17 protein-coding genes and 3 tRNA genes are annotated in these 19,449 nt (G+C 30.1%); 16 read left to right on the plus strand and 4 right to left on the minus strand.

What is annotated here, in order from left to right; translation table 11 throughout:
• Window positions 1-40: 40 nt before the first annotated feature.
• Window positions 41-2,473 (minus strand): DUF5916 domain-containing protein, encoded by a 2,433-nt coding sequence (locus ACZ49Z_RS10060; protein WP_464304192.1) that lies wholly within the window; start codon window positions 2,471-2,473, stop codon window positions 41-43.
• Between the two features lie 187 nt (window positions 2,474-2,660).
• Here ACZ49Z_RS10060 and ACZ49Z_RS10065 point away from each other — a divergent pair, with 187 nt between their 5' ends.
• Complete coding sequence (locus ACZ49Z_RS10065) at window positions 2,661-3,392, plus strand: murein L,D-transpeptidase catalytic domain family protein (RefSeq protein ID WP_464304193.1); 732 nt, start codon at window positions 2,661-2,663, stop codon at window positions 3,390-3,392.
• On the opposite strand, the gene ACZ49Z_RS10070 is transcribed toward ACZ49Z_RS10065, so the two are convergent.
• Window positions 3,381-4,952: a L,D-transpeptidase family protein gene (locus tag ACZ49Z_RS10070; protein ID WP_464304194.1), complete on the minus strand. Its 1,572-nt coding sequence runs from the start codon at window positions 4,950-4,952 to the stop codon at window positions 3,381-3,383. The genes ACZ49Z_RS10065 and ACZ49Z_RS10070 overlap by 12 nt on opposite strands.
• 455 nt (window positions 4,953-5,407) lie before the next feature.
• Between ACZ49Z_RS10070 and ACZ49Z_RS10075 the strand changes: the two genes are divergently transcribed.
• The 3 genes from ACZ49Z_RS10075 (at window position 5,408) to ACZ49Z_RS10085 (ending at window position 5,704) form a co-directional block, all read left to right on the plus strand.
• Window positions 5,408-5,483 (plus strand) — tRNA-Gly (locus ACZ49Z_RS10075).
• 36 nt (window positions 5,484-5,519) lie between these two features.
• Window positions 5,520-5,595, plus strand: a tRNA-Gly gene (locus ACZ49Z_RS10080).
• 36 nt (window positions 5,596-5,631) lie between these two features.
• A tRNA-Gly gene (locus ACZ49Z_RS10085) sits at window positions 5,632-5,704 on the plus strand.
• Window positions 5,705-5,740: 36 nt separating this feature from the next.
• Here the strand turns inward: ACZ49Z_RS10085 and pepE are convergent.
• The gene (gene pepE / locus ACZ49Z_RS10090) at window positions 5,741-6,448 is read right to left on the minus strand and encodes a dipeptidase PepE (protein WP_464304195.1); all 708 of its coding nucleotides are present in this window, start codon (window positions 6,446-6,448) and stop codon (window positions 5,741-5,743) included.
• A gap of 115 nt (window positions 6,449-6,563) precedes the next feature.
• Between pepE and ACZ49Z_RS10095 the strand changes: the two genes are divergently transcribed.
• The 6 genes from ACZ49Z_RS10095 to ACZ49Z_RS10120 all read left to right on the plus strand — a co-directional run bounded on the left by ACZ49Z_RS10095 (window position 6,564) and on the right by ACZ49Z_RS10120 (window position 11,973).
• Complete coding sequence (locus tag ACZ49Z_RS10095; RefSeq protein WP_464304196.1) at window positions 6,564-7,337, plus strand: hypothetical protein; 774 nt, start codon at window positions 6,564-6,566, stop codon at window positions 7,335-7,337.
• A complete protein-coding gene (locus ACZ49Z_RS10100; protein WP_464304197.1) occupies window positions 7,312-8,178 on the plus strand; it encodes a carboxypeptidase-like regulatory domain-containing protein in 867 nt (288 codons plus the stop codon). The genes ACZ49Z_RS10095 and ACZ49Z_RS10100 overlap by 26 nt, the downstream gene beginning before the upstream one ends.
• A 46-nt stretch (window positions 8,179-8,224) precedes the next feature.
• Window positions 8,225-8,665 carry a DUF6702 family protein gene (locus tag ACZ49Z_RS10105; protein ID WP_464304198.1) on the plus strand — a complete coding sequence of 147 codons (441 nt, stop codon included), beginning with the start codon at window positions 8,225-8,227 and terminating at the stop codon, window positions 8,663-8,665.
• Window positions 8,666-8,681: 16 nt separating this feature from the next.
• Window positions 8,682-10,952: a M1 family metallopeptidase gene (locus tag ACZ49Z_RS10110; RefSeq protein WP_464304199.1), complete on the plus strand. Its 2,271-nt coding sequence runs from the start codon at window positions 8,682-8,684 to the stop codon at window positions 10,950-10,952.
• A 104-nt stretch (window positions 10,953-11,056) separates the two neighbouring features.
• Complete coding sequence (locus tag ACZ49Z_RS10115; protein WP_464304200.1) at window positions 11,057-11,404, plus strand: Sec-independent protein translocase subunit TatA/TatB; 348 nt, start codon at window positions 11,057-11,059, stop codon at window positions 11,402-11,404.
• A complete protein-coding gene (locus tag ACZ49Z_RS10120; RefSeq protein ID WP_464308063.1) occupies window positions 11,404-11,973 on the plus strand; it encodes a phosphatase PAP2 family protein in 570 nt (189 codons plus the stop codon). Before ACZ49Z_RS10115 ends, ACZ49Z_RS10120 begins: the two co-directional genes overlap by 1 nt.
• Before the next feature lie 5 nt (window positions 11,974-11,978).
• On the opposite strand, the gene ACZ49Z_RS10125 is transcribed toward ACZ49Z_RS10120, so the two are convergent.
• Window positions 11,979-12,620 (minus strand): O-methyltransferase, encoded by a 642-nt coding sequence (locus ACZ49Z_RS10125; protein WP_464304201.1) that lies wholly within the window; start codon window positions 12,618-12,620, stop codon window positions 11,979-11,981.
• Window positions 12,621-12,693: 73 nt separating this feature from the next.
• Here ACZ49Z_RS10125 and rlmN point away from each other — a divergent pair, with 73 nt between their 5' ends.
• The 6 genes from rlmN (at window position 12,694) to ACZ49Z_RS10155 (ending at window position 19,430) form a co-directional block, all read left to right on the plus strand.
• Window positions 12,694-13,734 (plus strand): dual-specificity RNA methyltransferase RlmN, encoded by a 1,041-nt coding sequence (gene rlmN / locus ACZ49Z_RS10130; RefSeq protein ID WP_464304202.1) that lies wholly within the window; start codon window positions 12,694-12,696, stop codon window positions 13,732-13,734.
• Window positions 13,735-13,809: 75 nt separating this feature from the next.
• A complete protein-coding gene (locus tag ACZ49Z_RS10135) occupies window positions 13,810-14,793 on the plus strand; it encodes a polyprenyl synthetase family protein (protein ID WP_464304203.1) in 984 nt (327 codons plus the stop codon).
• Window positions 14,794-15,014: 221 nt separating this feature from the next.
• On the plus strand, window positions 15,015-15,584 hold the full coding sequence (locus ACZ49Z_RS10140) for an RNA polymerase sigma factor (RefSeq protein WP_464304204.1): 570 nt from the start codon (window positions 15,015-15,017) through the stop codon (window positions 15,582-15,584).
• A complete protein-coding gene (locus tag ACZ49Z_RS10145) occupies window positions 15,571-16,320 on the plus strand; it encodes a hypothetical protein (protein WP_464304205.1) in 750 nt (249 codons plus the stop codon). Before ACZ49Z_RS10140 ends, ACZ49Z_RS10145 begins: the two co-directional genes overlap by 14 nt.
• Before the next feature lie 55 nt (window positions 16,321-16,375).
• Window positions 16,376-17,974 carry a hypothetical protein gene (locus ACZ49Z_RS10150; RefSeq protein WP_464304206.1) on the plus strand — a complete coding sequence of 533 codons (1,599 nt, stop codon included), beginning with the start codon at window positions 16,376-16,378 and terminating at the stop codon, window positions 17,972-17,974.
• Between the two features lie 175 nt (window positions 17,975-18,149).
• On the plus strand, window positions 18,150-19,430 hold the full coding sequence (locus tag ACZ49Z_RS10155) for a hypothetical protein (RefSeq protein ID WP_464304207.1): 1,281 nt from the start codon (window positions 18,150-18,152) through the stop codon (window positions 19,428-19,430).
• Window positions 19,431-19,449: the final 19 nt, after the last annotated feature.

Consider the following 19,449-nt stretch of genomic DNA (forward strand, 5'->3'; position numbering starts at 1 on the left):
AATAAATTACGAAAACGTTTAAGTAATTTTTAAGGAAAGACTAGGTTTTTTTAAGCCAATTTTTGGCTTGGTTGTAATCTATAAAATAGCGAATACTAACAGAGAATGTATGATTTAAATTATCATTTAATAATGTTTCAAAATTTTGTCTAAGGTCTCCTTCAATGTCACGAGTAAAGTTGGCGGCATTATTTCTGTAAAGTACAGTGGCTTGACTTCCAGGAGCAAACCACCAAGAATAGGAAAGGTCTAGGTTCCAAGTGCTAAAGTTGGAGTTTTTATTAGTTGTATAATCTGTTTTTTCTGTAAGTCTTCCGTTGTCTTCTAAAGTAAAGAATTTATTATTTTCGGCAACCGACCAGTAGTGCCTAATGGATAAATTGAAATTCATTCTACTATTAATAGAGTACTTACTGGTTAAATTATTATCAAAAGTTTTTCTGTTTCTTTGGGCAATGATAGTTTCGTTGGAATTATCTAAATAATCAATATATCCTATATTGTTCTTTTGAAAAGAAGGGGTAAACCTGTAAATTAATGAGAATCTATCGTTGAAACGATATCTAGGACTGATTCTTATTTCAATATCTGATCTTCCTTTTTGGTCAAAAAATAAATTAGAAAAATTCAAATCTAACGCAAATTTATAGTTGTAATTGGAAGAAAACCCTAACCAATAGCTCTGAAGTTTTGGGATAATTAAAAACTGGCCTTCTCTTCTTGGTTCATAATAATCATATCTTTCAAATGGTTTAACCCTATAACCAAATCCAAAATAATGATTGTCTTTAGATGTGGTATTAATGTCTAAACTGAAATTGTTTTGTTGAATTTTATTGGTTACATTATGATGTTCCATGTAGGAATAAAGACTTACTCTAAAAGAATTAAAGATTTTAGTTGGAGATAAAATACGATAACTTGCATTGCTAAAATAACTATAGTAATTAGTTTGAAAAATAATACCCAAATCGTTTTTGTCGAAATCTTTAGAAATATATTCGCCACCAAGCCCAAAACGAAATTTTCCAGACGTTTCACCAATAGATAAAGAAGATTCAATTCCATTAGTGTTTTTTGTATCGAAGGTATTACTAAGATTTGCTTTTCCAGAAAGATTAAAGGTGTTTTCTTTGGTGTTTAGATCAAAGACAAGACCAGTAACGTTCGCATCTCTAAAGTTGCCATCTCTTGTTACATTAGTATTGATAAAAGTCACCGAAGAATTTTTGTTAAATCTTTGGTCAAAAACTGTAACATTATAATTGGTCAAAGGAGATACAGTTACTTGTTTGGTGTTGTTATCTATGGTGTTTCTAACAGTTACATCTGTTTTCTCTGTTATGGCGTTTAAGAACCCAATGCCTAGTCCATCTTTGTTTCTGCCAGATATTTTTAAAGCATTAAGTAAATTAGTTGTATTAGGATAGTTTTCTATAATTTCATTACTATCTAAATTAGGGGGAAACTGAGGAGAAGCACCAATTCTTCTAGTATATAATAAATCTCCTTTACTAAATAAATCGGTGCCTTCTGTAAAGAAAGGACGATTTTCGTTAAATTGTTGTTCAAAAGGACCAAGATTCAATTCAACATTGTCAAATTTTGTTTGCCCAAAATCAGGTATCAAGATGGCATCAAGTGTAAATGCGTCATTAATTCCATATTTAATATCTAATCCTCCTTTGAGTTTTAGTTCGCTACCATCATTTTTATTCGTATTGTAATAGGCAGAAGCATAAGGAATTAAAAAAAGACGAATGGGCGGAGAGATGTTTTTAATTCCGTTTAAAATTCCAGCTTGTTGCGAAAATGAATTAATATTATTGTCGATATGTGACCATGTGTATTTTTGTCGATTACGTCTAATCTCTCTGAAAAAATTAATTCCCCAAGTTTGAACTTCGGATTTTGGAAACCGCAGCGCAGCATAGGGGATTCTCATTTCAACCACCCAACCCATATCGGTAATTTTAGTTTTGCTTTCCCATATAGCGTCCCATGAATAATCTTCTCCATCTTGCGAAGTGAAATTGCAATCGGATTGACCATTTGAAGCAGTTACATAGAATTGAAAATCTTGTTGTCCGTCATTATAGCCATTAATGAAAACACCAAAACTATCTGCAATTCCATTTTTATCTCTTTCGGTAAATTCTTTTAAAATTTTTTGAGGTTCATTGTCATATAATAAAGCGCCTATGTATAGCGCGTTATCGTCATAAAGTACTTTAACTTCAGTTCTTTTTTCTTTTTGAGCAATAGTGCCATTGTCGGGTTCGAAGGTGTAAAAATCGTTAGCTACTTCTGCTTTAGACCAATTGGGTTCATCTAATTTTCCGTCAATAACAATATTTTCAACTCTTCTTTCTGCTGTTAGATTCTTTTTTTCTTTAAAAGCTTTTTTTTCCTGAGAAAATGAACTTTGCATGACAAAGAACAATAATGTGCAGAAAATGAAGTTATTATACATGAAACTTTTTTCGCAAATTTAAAATTATTCAATTTTGTACGAAAGAAATTATAGATTTTTTAACGTTTTATTTTTAAAACCGATTAAAAGCACTTTTTTCCGATTAAAAGCGTAAAAAAATTTGTTTCATTGAAAAAAATGGATATATTTGAATCCTTAAATCAACATATTAACTACAACTGATACAATGAATTACCGATTATTAACCCTGTTTGCGATAAGTTTTTTGTTTTTTAACTTTGGTACTATTACCAAATTGAATGGAGGTGATGAAAATGAAACAGACCCGAAATTATTAGCAGCCAAATTAAAACTTTCTCTAGAAGTTAAATGTAAAACATTTTATGCCGATATAGCATCTAATAAATATTCATTACCTAAGTTTGAAAGTTTCCAAAAAGCTTTTGAAGGATATAGCAGTTTAAAAGAGCAAGGAATAATTGAAAAAGAGTATTTAACAATAGTTGATTTTAGTTTGTCAGCAAACGAAGAGAGAATGTGGGTGATTGATATGAAAACAAAACAAGTAGTATTGAGATCATTAGTGGCACATGGTAGAAACTCAGGAGATGTGTTTGCGAATGAGTTTTCGAATAAATCGGAATCATACCAAAGTAGTTTAGGTTTCTATGCAACAGGAGAAACATATATAGGTAAGCATGGACTTTCTTTGCGTTTAGACGGATTAGAATATGGTATAAATGATAAGGCAAGAGATCGAGCTGTTGTTATTCATGGTGCAGATTATGTTTCAGAAAGTTTCATAAAATCAAACGGACGTCTAGGAAGAAGTCAAGGTTGTCCAGCTGTTCCAAATGAAATTTCTGCGCAATTAATCGAGCTAATAAAAGATAAATCATGTCTTTTTATTTACCATCCTTCAAGAAGTTATATTAAAAAATCTAAATTAGCCTCTTAAAGAATGATAAAGTTTTTGATCAAGATTATAAATGTCTTCTCTGAACTGTAATCCATCTTTGTCAAACCAGTTGGTCCAGTATAAAATATAAACATTAATCTCGTTTTTAACAGGAACGGTTTTAATGTTTTTTCTTTTTATAATAGTATCTATTTCTGTTTTTGTAAATCCGTTTTTTTCATTAATTAATATTTTTTCAGATAAATCTAATGGGTTTTCTACGCGAACACAGCCTGAGCTCAATGCTCTGTATTCTCTTGAAAAATAATCCCTATGATTAGTATCGTGAAGATAAACAGAATGTCTGTTTGGAAAATTGAACTTTACTAAGCCTAACGAATTGTTATAGCCAGAAGTTTGAACATAGCGATAGGATCTTGCTTTTTCAGAATCCCAATCTTCTGGATTAACCTTGTTTCCTGTAGAATCATAAATAGTCATTCTTGTTCTTTCAAAATAAGAAATGTTTTTCTTGGCAGAAGGAGTAAGGTCTTCTTTAACAATTGTTGGGGGAACTGTCCAAGTTGGATTGAAAATGATATTAGATAACTTAGAACTTAGAATTGGCGTTTTTCTTTTAGCTGTTCCAACAACTATATTGTGTGTTGCAATCGTATCTTTATTGGCTATATAATTAATTTCATAGTCTGGTAAGTTTGCAATTAAGTAATTTTCTCCAAAATCACTTGGGAACCATTTCCAGCGTTCTAAATTGGCAATGATTTGTTTTTTTCTTTCTTCTTTTGTGAAATTTAATGCTTTAATAGTACCGTTGCCAATTACACCATCAGATTTGAGTCCATTTCTAGCTTGAAATTTTTTAACCGCAATAAAAGTGATAGTGTCATAAATTGGGGTAATAATGCTGTCTTTTCTTGTGTAATCTTTCCAATAAGCAAGCTTCTGCTTTATTGTTATGATTTCATCAATGGTGTCATGAATTTCAATTTTGTCATCTATTTTATTTTTTTTAAAATTGTATTTAGGATATTGTTCAAGTACTAAAAGGCTTTTTTTAATTTGATTATAAATAAAGTGTTGAGGTTTAATTTCGTTAAAGATTTTGTCAATGGTTTTTGAGGTAATTCCTTTTTCAAGATATGAAGATAGAGAAATATTCTTGGGTTTTAAATCCCAATCATTATATAGTTTTTTTGGATTCAGTTTTCCTTTATGAAGGTGAAGTGCTAGTTTTTCAAATGTAGTTGTTAAAAGAATGTCATATTTGAAAATTTCTTCTTCATTTAATGAGTCTCTCTTTTTTTCCAGTGTCTCAATTTTTTTTAAGTCATAATCGTTTGGATTTAGACCGTCCTGATAAGAGTTTTTGATTTCATTAATCAAGTCAAGACGATTTTTTTTATTGAACCAAATCTCATGATTTTTATTTTTTGTATAGTATAATTTTAAACTATCACTAAGTGTTTCAAATTCATCAGAAGGAATGAGTTTGCTTGTTTCTATTGTATCACTAACAGTTGCATCAGCTAATTTCGTAGAGGTGTCTTTACAACTAATTAATAAAAATAAAAAGAATGTTAAAAGTATCTTTTTAATCATAAATTTTCTTTTAAATAGTTTTTTTAAATGTATATTCTTGTTGTTGTTCGTTTTTTTGTTTGTTATAATGAATTTTTGATATTCTCTATTTCAAAAATGAAGCCAAAATTTAAATTTAGTTTTTTATTTTTTTGTTAATGCTTTTAAAATTGAAAGATTTGGAATTGAAAATGAAGTTTGTTTTAAAGAAGATCAACAAAATGAGGAAATCAAGATTTTGCCATTGAAGAAACAAGGAGATGTGGTTTTTTGGGCATAAAAAACGCTGAGCCTAATAATTTGAATCTTATAAGGTGATTTTTTTTTAATTTCTATCATTTTTTTAAACTTCTCATTTGTAATAAATTAGAGTTTAGTGTTGATAAGAAATGGGGCTGTCACAAAGATAATTGTAATTTTTTTTAAAAAAAAATTGCAAGTGAAAATAAAATTAAAGTATATTTGCACTCACAAAAGCGGAAGTAGCTCAGTTGGTAGAGCTCCAGCCTTCCAAGCTGGTTGTCGCGAGTTCGAGCCTCGTCTTCCGCTCCAAAACTTTAGATGAAAGTTTCAAAAGAATCATCATTTGCGGAAGTAGCTCAGTTGGTAGAGCTCCAGCCTTCCAAGCTGGTTGTCGCGAGTTCGAGCCTCGTCTTCCGCTCCAAAACTTTAGATGAAAGTTTTAAAAGAATCATCACCTGCGGAAGTAGCTCAGTTGGTAGAGCTCCAGCCTTCCAAGCTGGTTGTCGCGAGTTCGAGCCTCGTCTTCCGCTCTAAAAAAAAGCCTCAATAAAAATTGAGGCTTTTTTTTATTTAAGATGATTTAGTTCTGTTTCTGGTTCAATTTCAATTGGATTTTGGTTTTGTGTGAATAATCTAGCAGTAAGTTTCCCTTTTAATAAAATAGATTCCCCTTTAACTTCTAGCCAACTTCCTTCTCTAAGTCCTAAGACAGGTTGAGGATTATAAGCATGGAACTCTTTGATACGTGTTTCTCTTGTTTCTCCCATGTGCTTAGAATTGGTGTCTGGATCTAAATAATGTGGATTAATATTGAAGGAAATTAGTCCCAAAGTTCTAAAACTAGGAGGGTAAACAATAGGCATGTCGTTTGTGGTATGCATAGTTAAACCGCAAATATTGCTTCCAGCGCTAGTGCCTAAATAAGGAGTTCCATTTTTAACAACTTTTTCAATTGTGTCTAAAACATTATTTCTGTAAAGTTCATTAACTAATACAAAAGTATTTCCGCCACCTGTAAAAATAGCTTCTGCATTTTCAATTGCAGTTTTTGGGTTTTCAAATTCATGTAGCCCTTTCACATCTTTTTTTATAGAAGAAAATGCTTTTTTTACAATGTTGGTGTATTCATCATGTGAGATTCCACTTGGTCTTGCATAAGGGATAAATAAGATTGTAGATGCTTTTTTAAAATGGTCTTCAAGTTTTGGAAGTAAATAATCAAGATAAGTTCCGTTGTGAAGTGTAGATGTACTTGCAATAATTATACTTTTCATTTTTTGTTTTTTTTCAAAATTACTATTTTCAATTAACAAAAGTTTATAATCTTATTAGTATTTAATTGGGACTAAACTCTATTATTTTTACAAAAAGCTTTTAAAACGTTAATAAATGTATAGAAAAATACTTCTTTTATGTCTTTTTCCTTTTATTCTTTGGTCTCAAAATGATTCAATTTTTAGAGGAAAAATTGTTTCCGAGTCAGATTATCTAGACGAAATTCATATAATTAATATTACTAGAGATTTGGGAGTGGTTTCCGAAAGAGGAGGTTACTTTACTATTAAGGCTAAGGTGAATGATACTTTAATGTTTAGTGCGGTTTATTTGAAAGGATATCGAAGAGTTGTAGAGGCTAGCGATTTCAATAAAGACTTAGTTTTTGTTCCAATGGAAGTTAATGTTAATCAATTGTCTGAAGTAACTTTAACAAAATATAAGAATATCAATGCTGAAGCTTTAGGGATAGTACCAAAAGGGCAAATACGCTATACTCCAGCAGAAAGGAAACTAGCAACAGCAGAAACTTTTAAATGGTATAGTCCGTTATTAATTCCGATTGGAGGAATGAGTGTTGACGGTCTTCTTAATGCAATTAGCGGTAGAACAAATATGTTGAAAAAAGAACTACAAGTTGAAAGAAAAGAACAACTTCAAAGTAAAACAAGTGACTTTTTTCAGAAAGAATATATTGTAGATAAACTAAAAATACCAGAAGAGTATGTAGAAGGTTTCTTGTTTTATGTTGTGGAAGATTCAAGATATGTTAATGTAATGAAAGGAGATAATAAAACGATGGCAACTTTTATTTTAGGACAATTAGCAACAGAATATATAGAACTTAAACAATTGAATAAAAATGAGAGTAAAGAAGAGAAGAAATAATCTTTTGTTTGTTTTTCTATTATTTATACAGTTTGTTTTTTCTCAAAGTCTAGAAAGGCAAGTTATTCATGGTAGAATTGTAGCAGATTCTTTAGAAGTTGAAAATATTACAGTGTTCAACATGACTACCAATATAGGGGCGATATCGGACATTGATGGGAAATTTTCTATAAAAGCAAGAGCAAAGGATACGCTTTTTTTTCAAGGTTTATCTTTTATTTCTCAAAAATATGTACTCACAGAAAAAGATATTAGAGCAGAAGAATTTGAAGTGAGATTAAAAGTAAGAGTGAATGAGTTGAATGAAGTAGTTGTAACACCTTCTACGTTAACAGGAGTTTTAGAAGTAGATACAAAAAAAATAAAAACCTATGGATTTTCTGGTATAGATATGGATAAAGTCAAATATTATGGTGATGAAAGATATAATAGAGGAGTAAAAATAACTACTTCTCCAGATCATTTGGCACCGAATGGATCTGCTTTTAATTTTATAGCTATTGGAGCTGGTATTGCTGAATTACTGGGTTTGAAAAAAGATAAAAAGAAAAATGCAAAAAAACATTTTGAAGAGCTAAGGTTAAGAGATGTTCAAACAAAGTCTTTTGCAGAACACATGAAGGAACGTTTTTCACATCATTTTTTTGTTACTACATTAAAAATAAAAAATGAAAATTTAGTTTCATTTTTAGCTTTCTCAGAAATGCCAAGTTATGATTTAGCAGAATTTTTGAAAGTTGAAAACGAATTGATGTTAATAGAATATTTGATTGCTAAAGCCAATGAATTTAACAAAGAAAGAGAAGAATCATTACATTTGTCAAATGAAAAAAAGGACTAGTATTATATATTTAACGATTTTGTTTTGTGTTGTATCATCTTTTACAATGCATAAATTTTATGTTTCTGTGACTCAAATTGATTACGTGGAGAAGAAAAATAGAGTCGAAATAACGTCAAGAATTTTTATTGATGATTTTAATAAGGCTCTTGAAAAGAGATATAATAAAAAAATACATTTAGGATCTAATAGAGAGATTTCTGGAGCCAAAGATTTAGTAAAAGAGTATCTAAAAGAGAAAATGAAGGTTTCAATCAATAATAAATCAGTAGAAATGCAATTTTTAGGGACTGAAATTGATAATGATGTGTTAATTTGTTATTTAAAAGTAGGTTTTTCTGAAAAAATTACTACTTTCGGTTTCGAAAATTCAGTTTTAACAGAAATGTTCTCGGATCAACAAAATTTATTGCATACCGCTATAAATAATGAAAAAAGTAGTTATTTACTAACTAATTCTGAAAGAACTGCTTTTTTGAAATTTTAAAACTAATTAACCAAAGATGAAAAAGAAAATTTTATTTTCCTCAGTTTTATTGATAGCAACTTCTTTTTTTGCGATTGCTCAAGAAGGGAAAACTGAAGATAAGAAAAGAGAATCAGGACATTATAACGAAAATAAATTTCGTCAAATGTATGATTTGTTGGCAACACCAAATATGTTTAGAACCGCATCGGGTGCACCAGGTCCAGCTTATTATCAGCAGAAGGCAGATTATAAAATGAATCTTGAATTAGATGATAAAAATCAAAAGTTATTTGGTTTTGAAACAATAACATACTATAATAATTCTCCTGAAGCATTAGAGTATTTATGGGTACAATTGGATCAAAATGTTCGTGCATCCAATTCAAAATCACCTCTAGTTGAGAATGAAAGAATGGATCCTGCTTTATCGCCAGATAAATTTGCTAAAAAATTTATGGAAGCCCCTTTCGCTGGAGGATTTAATATTGAGGAAGTAAAAGACAAGTCTGGTAAAGATTTAAGTTATACTATAAATCAAACCATGATGCGTATTAACTTAGATAAACCACTACAACCTAAAGGGAAAGTTACTTTCTCTATAAAATGGTGGTATAATATTAATAATTATCAAGTTGATGGAGGTCGCTCAGGATATGAACTTTTCGATGATGGAAATCGTTTATATGTTATTGCTCAGTTCTATCCAAGAATGGCGGTTTATAGTGATGTTGAAGGATGGCAAAACATGCAATTTTGGGGAAGAGGAGAGTTTGCATTAACTTTTGGAGATTTTGATGTGAGTATTACTGTACCTTCAGATCATATTATGGAAGCAACAGGTGTTCATCAAAATAGAAAAGATGTGTTTACAGCTGAACAAATGAAAAGATGGGCTTTGGCAGAAAAAACATTTGATAAACCTGTTGTAATTGTTACTCAAGAAGAAGCAGAAGCAGCAGAAAAAGGGTTTTCTGATAAAAAAAGTACTTGGAGATTTAAGGCTGAAAATGTTCGTGATTTTGGGTTTTCTACTTCTAGAAAATTCATGCTAGACGCAATGGCGGTACAATTAGAAACTAAAAAGCCAATGGCAATTTCTATGTATCCTAAAGAAGCAAACCCATTATGGGGTGATTTTTCTACAAGGGCAGTGGCACAAACATTAAAAACATATTCTAAACATACTTTTGATTATCCTTATCCTAAAGCAGTTTCTGTTTCAGCAGAAGATCAAGGAATGGAATATCCAATGATTTGTTGGAATTTTGGACGTCCAGATAAAGATGGAAAATATTCTGATAGAATAAAATATGGAATGTTAGGCGTTGTTATTCATGAAGTGGGACATAACTTTTTTCCAATGATTGTAAATTCAGACGAAAGACAATGGACTTGGATGGATGAAGGGTTGAATACTTTTTTAGAGTATTTAACAGAGTTGGAGTTTGATCCTAATTTTCCAACAGATAGAGGACCAGCAAATAAAATTGTTCCTTATATGAAAGGGAATCAGAAATATCTTGAGCCAATAATGTCAAACTCTGAAAATATTTATAATTTCGGGGCAAATGCATATGGAAAACCAGCTACAGGATTAAATATTCTTCGTGAAACCATTATGGGTAGAGAGCTTTTTGATCATGCTTTTAAAACCTATGCACAAAGATGGAAATTTAAGCATCCAACACCAGAAGATTTCTTTAGAACTATGGAAGATGCATCTGCTGTAGATTTAGATTGGTTTTGGAGGGGGTGGTTTTATTCAACAGATTATGTTGATTTGGGGATTAAAGAAGTGAAACAATATTACGTTTCCTTAGAACCAACACAAGAAATGAAAGATTTTGTAGCCAGAAGAGGAAGGTTTTTAAGAGATATGGGGCCGTTTATTTATTTGGTAGATGAGAATCATAAAGAATTTAATGCGGCTACTAAAAAAGGATTTGAAGTAGAAGATGTTCAAATTTTAGAAGAATATGTTTCTAAAAATTATTCGTCAGATGAAAGAAAATCATTGAAAAATCCAAAATATTTTTATGAAGTAGAATTTGAAAAACCAGGAGGGTTAATGATGCCAATTATCGTTGAACTTCAGTTTGAAGATGGAACATCAGAAACGAAGACTTTCCCAGTTCAGATTTGGAGGAAAAACAACGATATTGCTAAAAGAGTTTTTGCTACAGATAAAAAGATAGTTAAGATTCAATTAGATCCAAAATTAGAAACAGCAGATATTGACACTACAAATAATGTTTGGCCAGCTGAAACTGTAACTTCTAAATTTGATGAATTAGAAAAAAAATAATTCTAAAAACATAAAAAAATAGTTAAACCTAATATCAAATTTTATATGTTTGGTATTAGGTTATTTTTTCTTTGTAACTTTGCTTCAAAATAATTTAACAACAGATGTTTGGTATCGGTTTTTCTGAGATATTTTTTATAATTGTAGCCATTTTAATGCTTTTTGGGTCTAAGGAGATTCCGCAAATGGCTAAATTTATGGGCAAAACCATGGCTCAATTAAAAAATGCTACAAATGAGATTAAAAGTGAAATTAGTAAAAGCGCCCAGGATTCTGGGTTAGATATGAATTCACTAACAAACGGAATTTCTGAAGAGATAAATAAAGCAAAAGAAGGGATAACCAATGCGGTAAATCCTTTGAAAGATGTTGCTACAGATATTCAAGACCCAATCAAGGAAGTAAAAGAAGATATTGAAAATTTAACAGGTCCAATTAAAAGACAAATGTAATTTTGGAAAAACTTATTAAATTAGATAAAGAATTACTAGTATTCCTTAATGGTTTAGGTTCTCAACAATATGATACTTTTTGGTTATTAATCACTAAACAGTTAAATTGGCTTCCATATTTTGTCATTCTCTTGTTTGTTCTTCAAAAAAGGATAGGGTGGAAAAAATTAGGGATTGCTTTAATTACTATTGCTTTGTTAATTGTGTTTACAGATCAAATTACAAATCTTTTTAAATATAATTTTGCAAGATTAAGACCTTGTAATGATTTAGATATAAAAGAGATTATACGAATAGTGAAGCATAGCGATACTTTTAGTTTCTTCTCAGGTCATGCATCCAATTCTACGGCAACAATGACTTTTATATTTCTTATTTTGAGAAAGTATTATAAATATGCTTTTGTTGTTTTTCTTTTTCCATTAATTTTTGCATACAGTAGAATATATCTTGGTCTGCATTTTCCTTCGGATATTATAGTTGGATTTGTCTTTGGAATTTTTTCAGGTACTATTTTTTATAAATTGTATGCAATAGTTCTGAGAAAGTATTTTTCTCAGAACCTATAATTGGTTTAAAGAGCTCTACTAACGGTTAAACCATCTCGAATAGGCAAAAGCACTGTTTCTATTCTCGAATCGGTATTTAAAAGAGCATTATATTCCAGTAATATTTTTGTGCTAGTATCTTTTGGGTCAAGTTCTTCAATTACTTTGCCGCTCCATAAAACATTGTCAGAAAGTATAATTCCTCCTTTGTTCATTATTGGGATAATTAAATGGAAATAATTAATATAATTTTCTTTATCAGCATCAATAAAAACTAAATCATATTTTTTATTTAAAGTTGGAATAATATCTATTCCACTGCCAAGATGTTGAATAATTTGATCTTTCCATGGAGATAAATCAAAATATTTTTTCTGAAAATCAAAAAGTTCTTCATTAATATCAATAGTGTCAATAGAGCCATTTTGTGCTAATCCTTCTGCTAAACATAACGTTGCATAACCTGTGTAGGTTCCGATTTCTAAAATGTTTTTTGGATTGATTATTTTGGATAGCATGCTTAAAACCCTGCCTTGAAAATGACCACTCAACATTCTTGGCTGTAAAATTTTCTGATAGGTTTCTTTATTTAATTTTGCTAATAATTCAGGTTCTTGTTGACTATGGTTTGCTACATAATCCTCTAATTCTTCAGAAATGAAATGCATAATGGTTTATTGTTTTTTGCAAAATTACAAATTAACAATTTAACGAATAAACATTTTAACCTAACTTTGCAGCATGCAAACGACAAAAAAAGACATAAGAGCTTTAACGAAAGAGCAATTAAGAGAGTTCTTTGTTTCTAATGGAGACAAAGCCTTTAGAGGTAACCAAGTATATGAATGGCTGTGGAATAAAAGGGCACATTCTTTTGAAGACATGACGAATGTTTCTAAAGAAACAAGAACAATGTTGGAAAACAACTTTGTTATCAATCATATTAAAGTAGATACAATGCAACGAAGTGAAGATGGGACTGTGAAAAACGCTGTTCGTTTGCACGATGATTTAGTTGTAGAGTCGGTTTTAATTCCTACAGAAACTAGAACGACAGCATGTGTCTCTAGTCAGGTTGGTTGTAGTTTAGATTGTAATTTTTGTGCAACAGCTCGTTTGAAACGAATGAGAAATCTAGAGCCAGGAGAAATATATGATCAGGTAGCAGCTATTGATAATGAAAGTCGTTTGTATTATGATAGACCCTTATCTAATATTGTTTTTATGGGAATGGGAGAACCCTTGATGAATTATCCTAATGTAATGAAAGCAATAGACATGATCACATCTGCTGAGGGTTTAGGAATGTCTCCAAAACGAATAACAGTTTCAACCTCAGGAGTGTCAAAAATGATTAAAAAAATGGCAGATGATGGGGTAAAATTCAAATTAGCAGTATCATTACACTCTGCTATAGAGGAAACAAGAAATCGAATTATGCCTTTCACAAAAAACTTTCCTTTAACTGATTTACGCGAAGCCTTAGAATATTGGTATAGAAAAACAAAAAGTAAAGTTACTTATGAATATGTTGTTTGGAAAGGTATTAACGACGACAAAGCTTCAATAGATGCACTGGTTAAGTTTTGTAAACATGTTCCTTGTAAAGTGAATCTTATTGAGTATAATCCAATAGATGATGGTGAGTTTCAACAAGCTTCAGAACAAGCAACAGAAAACTACATTTCGGCTTTAGAAAGAAATAATATCGTCGTAAAAGTAAGAAGGAGTAGAGGGAAAGATATTGATGCAGCTTGTGGTCAACTAGCCAATAAAAATTAAAATTCAAAATGCTGTTAATAGAATGTTTCCGTTTGTTTTGTCACAAATTTTGTTTTAGTTACTTTTGCCACTAAGATGAAAATAGTTGAGCAAATAAAACAGCCTATTTTGAAGGAAATGGAACTTTTTGAAAAGAAGTTCCGTGAGTCTATGTCTTCAAAAGTTGCCTTGCTGAATAGAATTACTCACTATATTGTAAATCGTAAAGGGAAACAAATGCGTCCTATGTTTGTTTTTCTAACTGCAAAAATGGTTGCCAAGAATAATAACGTTAATGAGAGAACCTATCGTGGAGCTTCGGTTATCGAATTAATTCATACAGCAACATTAGTACATGATGATGTTGTTGATGATAGTAATAAAAGAAGAGGTTTTTTTTCGATTAATGCTCTTTGGAAAAATAAAATAGCCGTTCTTGTCGGAGATTATTTATTGTCTAAAGGATTGTTGCTTTCTATTGATAATAACGATTTCGATTTGTTAAAAATAATATCTGTAGCCGTTCGAGAAATGAGTGAAGGTGAATTATTACAAATCGAAAAAGCACGTAGGTTAGATATTACTGAAGAGGTATATTATGAAATTATTCGCCAAAAAACAGCAACACTCATTGCAGCTTGTTGTTCTTTAGGGGCATGTTCTGTTGTTCCTGAAGATACCATTGTAGTAGAAAAAATGAGAAAATTTGGAGAATTAATTGGAATGGCTTTTCAAATTAAAGACGATTTGTTCGATTATACAGATGATGCCATTGGGAAGCCAACAGGGATTGATATCAAAGAACAAAAAATGACTCTTCCTCTGATTTATGCACTGAATAATTGTTCTAAAAAAGAGAAAAGTTGGGTAATTAATTCGGTAAAAAATCACAATAAAGACAAGAAAAGAGTTAGAGAAGTAATCCAGTTTGTGAAAGATAAAAACGGATTGTCCTATGCAGAACAAAAAATGATTCAGTTTCAACAAGAAGCATTATTACTTATTCAAGATTTTCCGTCTTCACCTTATAAAGATTCACTGGTGTTAATGGTGAATTATGTTATTGAACGTAAGAAATAGCATAAATATTCTTAAATTCTAAAAGAAACTATTCTTATTTATTCTAAAAATAAAATTTAAGCTAGTCTTATACAACCTTTTTTTGTGTTTCATCGTCTTCATAAATATAACGATATTAAATTGTAGTTTGAACTTTTTTTAAATTGCATGCAACCTTTTCAAAATCATTATCGTCTATATAAAAAGAAAACAATTCTAAAATTAGAATTTTAATTTTGAGTATGAAAGTAATTAACTTACATCGGGAAGAAAAACAATTGATAGAGCAAGCGATCTTAAATAATAGACAAGCACAACATCAGTTATATGTAAAATTTTCCCCTAAAATGTTAAGTGTGTGTAGGCAATATATTAAAGATTTGCATCACGCAGAAGATGTAATGATTACGGCTTTCATGAAAGTATTTGCTAATTTAAAAAAGTTTGAACATAAAGGAAGTTTTGAAGGATGGATTAGAAGAATAATGGTCAATGAATGTATCGATTTTGTGAGAGTTAAGAAAAATGTTTTTCAGCATCAAGAAATTGAAAACGTTATTCTAACTGAATTTGAAGAAAGTGTGGAAATGGAATCTTTTACAGTAGATGATATTCAATTTTTGATCGATAATCTTCCAGAAGGGTATCGAATGATTTTTAATCTATACGCTATTGAAGGATATAAACATGCAGAAATTGCAAAAATGTTAAATATAAGCGAGGGAACATCAAAATCACAATTGTCACATGCAAGAAAGACACTTCAAGAACAAATTAACCTTTTAAAGATAAAACAAAATGGAACCAAATAATTTTGAAAATCAAATAAAAGACAAGTTGGCTTCACGAGAAATTAAGCCTACAGAAATGGCATGGGATAGATTAGATGCTATGTTGGCTATGCAAGAAAATGAACAAAAAGAAAAGAAAGTAAGTTTTTCATGGATTTATATTGCTGCTGTTTTACTTGCTTTCGTATTTGTTGGTTTTTGGTTGTTTAATCAAAGTACGTCTTCAGCTATAATTACCAACAAAAATACTGTTGTGGTAAATGATACAATAAATAATTCTTTAAAAACTAATGAAGTGATAGTAAGTAAAAAAGACCATTCATTAGATAATGTTGAAACCGAAGCAGTAATAGTAGAAAATGTAATTATAAAGCAAAATAAAAAAAATAGTGTTTCAGATAGCAAGAATGAAGCTAATGAGTTAAAAAAAATAACAAATCAAAACCTATTAGAAAAAAAGGTGCTAGCCATAAAAGCAGAAGACAAAACAGAAAACACTGAAAAATCTATTGTTAAACAATCTAATGGTTATATTTCTGGAGAATCGTTATTGGCATCTGTTGAAAACAAAGATGTTTTAGAAGTAATTACTCCAACTGTGAAAACGAAATCTAGTATTAAAATAAATGCTAATTCATTGTTATCAACTGCAGAATCTGAAATAAGCAAAGAATTTAAAGCTACTAATGTAGATAAAATGGTTAAAAATTTTAGAGAAGTAAAATCAGCCTTTGCAAATAGAAATTTTGAAGAATAAATTATTAATTAAATCAATTATCATCAAATCAATCATCAATTAAAAAACGAACATTATGCAAAAAATTATTATTTACACGTTACTTTTTATTATATCAATGGTAACACACTTGCAAGCGCAAGATAAAGAGGTTTTTAAACAACCAAAAGATTGGTCGCCAAGAGAAACTAAGTCTGGAAGTTATGAAATAGGTTTGGCTAAAGATTTTCAAAATGAAGACAAAAGTGTTTACACTATTAAATCTGTTGTTGATCAAGTAGAAGGTTTTGGAAATTTAATGGAAACAATTACACCAAAACACTATTTAGGAAAAACAATAAAAATGTCAGCTTATATCAAAAGTAAAGAAGTCGAATCCTATTTTGGACTTTGGATGCGAGTAGATGAATATTCAAGCGTATTGGCTTTTGATAATATGAGTAAAAGACAATTAAAAGGTACAAATGATTGGGAAAAATATGAAATCGTGCTTTTTGTGCCTGAGTTTGCCACTTCAATTTCTTACGGTGTTTTATTAGAAGGGAAAGGTCAAATATGGATAAAAGATGTTTCTTATGAGGTTGTAGGTGATAATGTTGCAGAAACAGGATTAACAAAAGGAAGAAATAAAAAAAGTAGTTCTTTTGAAAAAAGAGCCAAAGCTATTTCGATGCAAATTGATTATGCTGTTCAATCAGAAAAGAAAGCGTTAAAAGAACAAATTTTAATGATAGATAAAAATCTAGAAGAAGGAATAATATCTAAAAATGAGGCTTTAGAATTAAAACAAAAAGCAGCAGATGAATCGGCTAAAAGAATTGAAGAAAAGGTAACTTCATCACAACAAAATTTAGAAGATTTAATTCAACAACGATTAGATGGATTGGTTAAATATGAAGAAGAGAATAAAAAAGGCGGGCATTCAATAATATTAGGAAGTAGTTCTAGAGATTCTATTGGAGGGATTACAGAATATAATATTGGTTCATTTAAAATATATGCTGGTGAAAAAGACAAGATGGAGCGTAAGTCTAAGCGAACCACTTCTCAATTTGTATTTGCAGGAGGGCTAAACAATCTAATAACAGAAGGAGAAAATTTAGAAAATTCAGACTATAGGGTTTGGGGGTCGCACTTTTATGAGTGGGGATTAACGTACAATTCGAGAATTCTAAAAAATAACAATCTACTGCATGCAAAATACGGTTTGTCGGTCATGTATAACAACTTAAGACCAACAGATAATCGCTATTTTGTAAAAAATGGAAATCAAACAGAGTTGCAAACAGGGGCTGTAAATTATAATGAATCTCGTTTTAGAAATGTTTACTTGGTAGCACCAGTGCATTTAGAATTTGATTTCACTCCAAAGAAAACTAATAAAGAAGGTGAAACCTATTTTAGAACACACGAATCTTTTCGTTTAGGAATTGGAGGTTATGGAGGTTTTAGGGTAAAATCGAAACAAATCTTGAAATATGAAATAGATGGAAATGATTTTAAAGACAAACAAAAAGGGAATTTTAATGTGTCTGATTTTATTTATGGGGTTAGTGCCTACGTAGGCTATGGGCAAACAAGTTTATATGTTAAATATGACATGAATCCAATGTTTAAAAACAATGCAATAAAACAAAACAATGTTTCATTAGGGATTCGTTTTGATTTTAATTAAAGAATTTGGGTTAGGGTTTTATACTAAAAGATGTCTTATGAAAATAGGACATCTTTTTAATTTAATAATTATTTCATATAAAGAAATTATCATAACATAAGCGTAAAGCAAACTAAAGATTCTCATAAAGTAAAGAGTGTAGTTTTGAAATGTGAAAAACAAACAATCTATTCTCATGAAAAAAAGTATTTTTTTGCTAACTATTATTTTAATAAATATTGTAGCGCACTCTCAATCAGATTTAGGAATTCAAAGTACTGAAAACTGGTTGGAAAGTTGGACAAACTTTGATCCTAAAAAACAAGAATATAAAGAAACAAATAAAACACTAACAGGAATAATTACAGAGAATACAACATTGTCTAATAGATATACCTACTTACTACATGGTGTTGTCTATGTTGCTAATAATGCAGTTTTAACAATAGAACCAGGAACAGTAATTAGAGGTGATTATAAAACATGCGGAACATTAGTGGTAACAAAGGGAGCAAAAATCATGGCGAATGGTTCTCCTGGCTTTCCAATTGTTTTTACATCTAATAGAGATACCTATACTAGAAGCCCTGGAGATTGGGGAGGTATAGTATTAATGGGGAATGCACCAGTTAATAATTACGGAGGAGTTGGGATTTTGAAATTCGATTTTGATTCTAAATATAATATTTTTGGTGGTGACAATGCAGAAAGTGACTCTGGCATGCTACATTATGTAAGAATTGAATATTCTGGAAGAAAATTGAGTGAAAAGAAAGAATTAAATGGTTTAACTTGTGCTGGAGTGGGAAGCAAAACAATATTAAAAAATATTCAAGTAAGTTATTGTAATGACGATTCTTTTGAGTTTTATGGAGGAAATGTAGTATTAGAAAAATTGGTGTCTTATAGAGCAACAGACGATGATTTCGATTTTACATTAGGAGTTCAATCTGTTTTAAAAAATAGTATTGCAATTAGAAACCCTTTTTCTTCAGATTATCAAGGTTCTAGGGCAATGGAAATAGGTTCTTATGATGATATTGATAAATTCGATTTTAATAGAAATAAGACAAATGTAAAAACATCAAATGTTACATTAGTCAATTTAGAAGATAATTCGCAAGGGTTGGTAAAAGAAGCTATTTTTTTAGATGAAAATAGTTATCTTTCAATGAATAATAGTGTGGTTTATGGATTTAATGATTTTCTAATTATGAAAAATCAAATTGTAACTGAAGAATTTGAAGAATTTGTAAAGCTTAAAAATGTAGTTATTAATCATTGTAAAAACAATTTTGGAACACAAAATGATGGGAAAATTACAGATGTAGAGAATAGATATGATTTAATGAAATATAATATTCAAGTTGGAAATTCAAAAATTGATGATATTTTTCTTAACACACAATTAGATAATAATCCAGATTTTAGATTTGTGAAAATAGAAAAAAGCGTAGGGAATGTTGTTTCAAAATAATAAATGATAGAAAAAATAA

Source organism: Flavobacterium sp. KY-23415 (assembly GCF_055384985.1).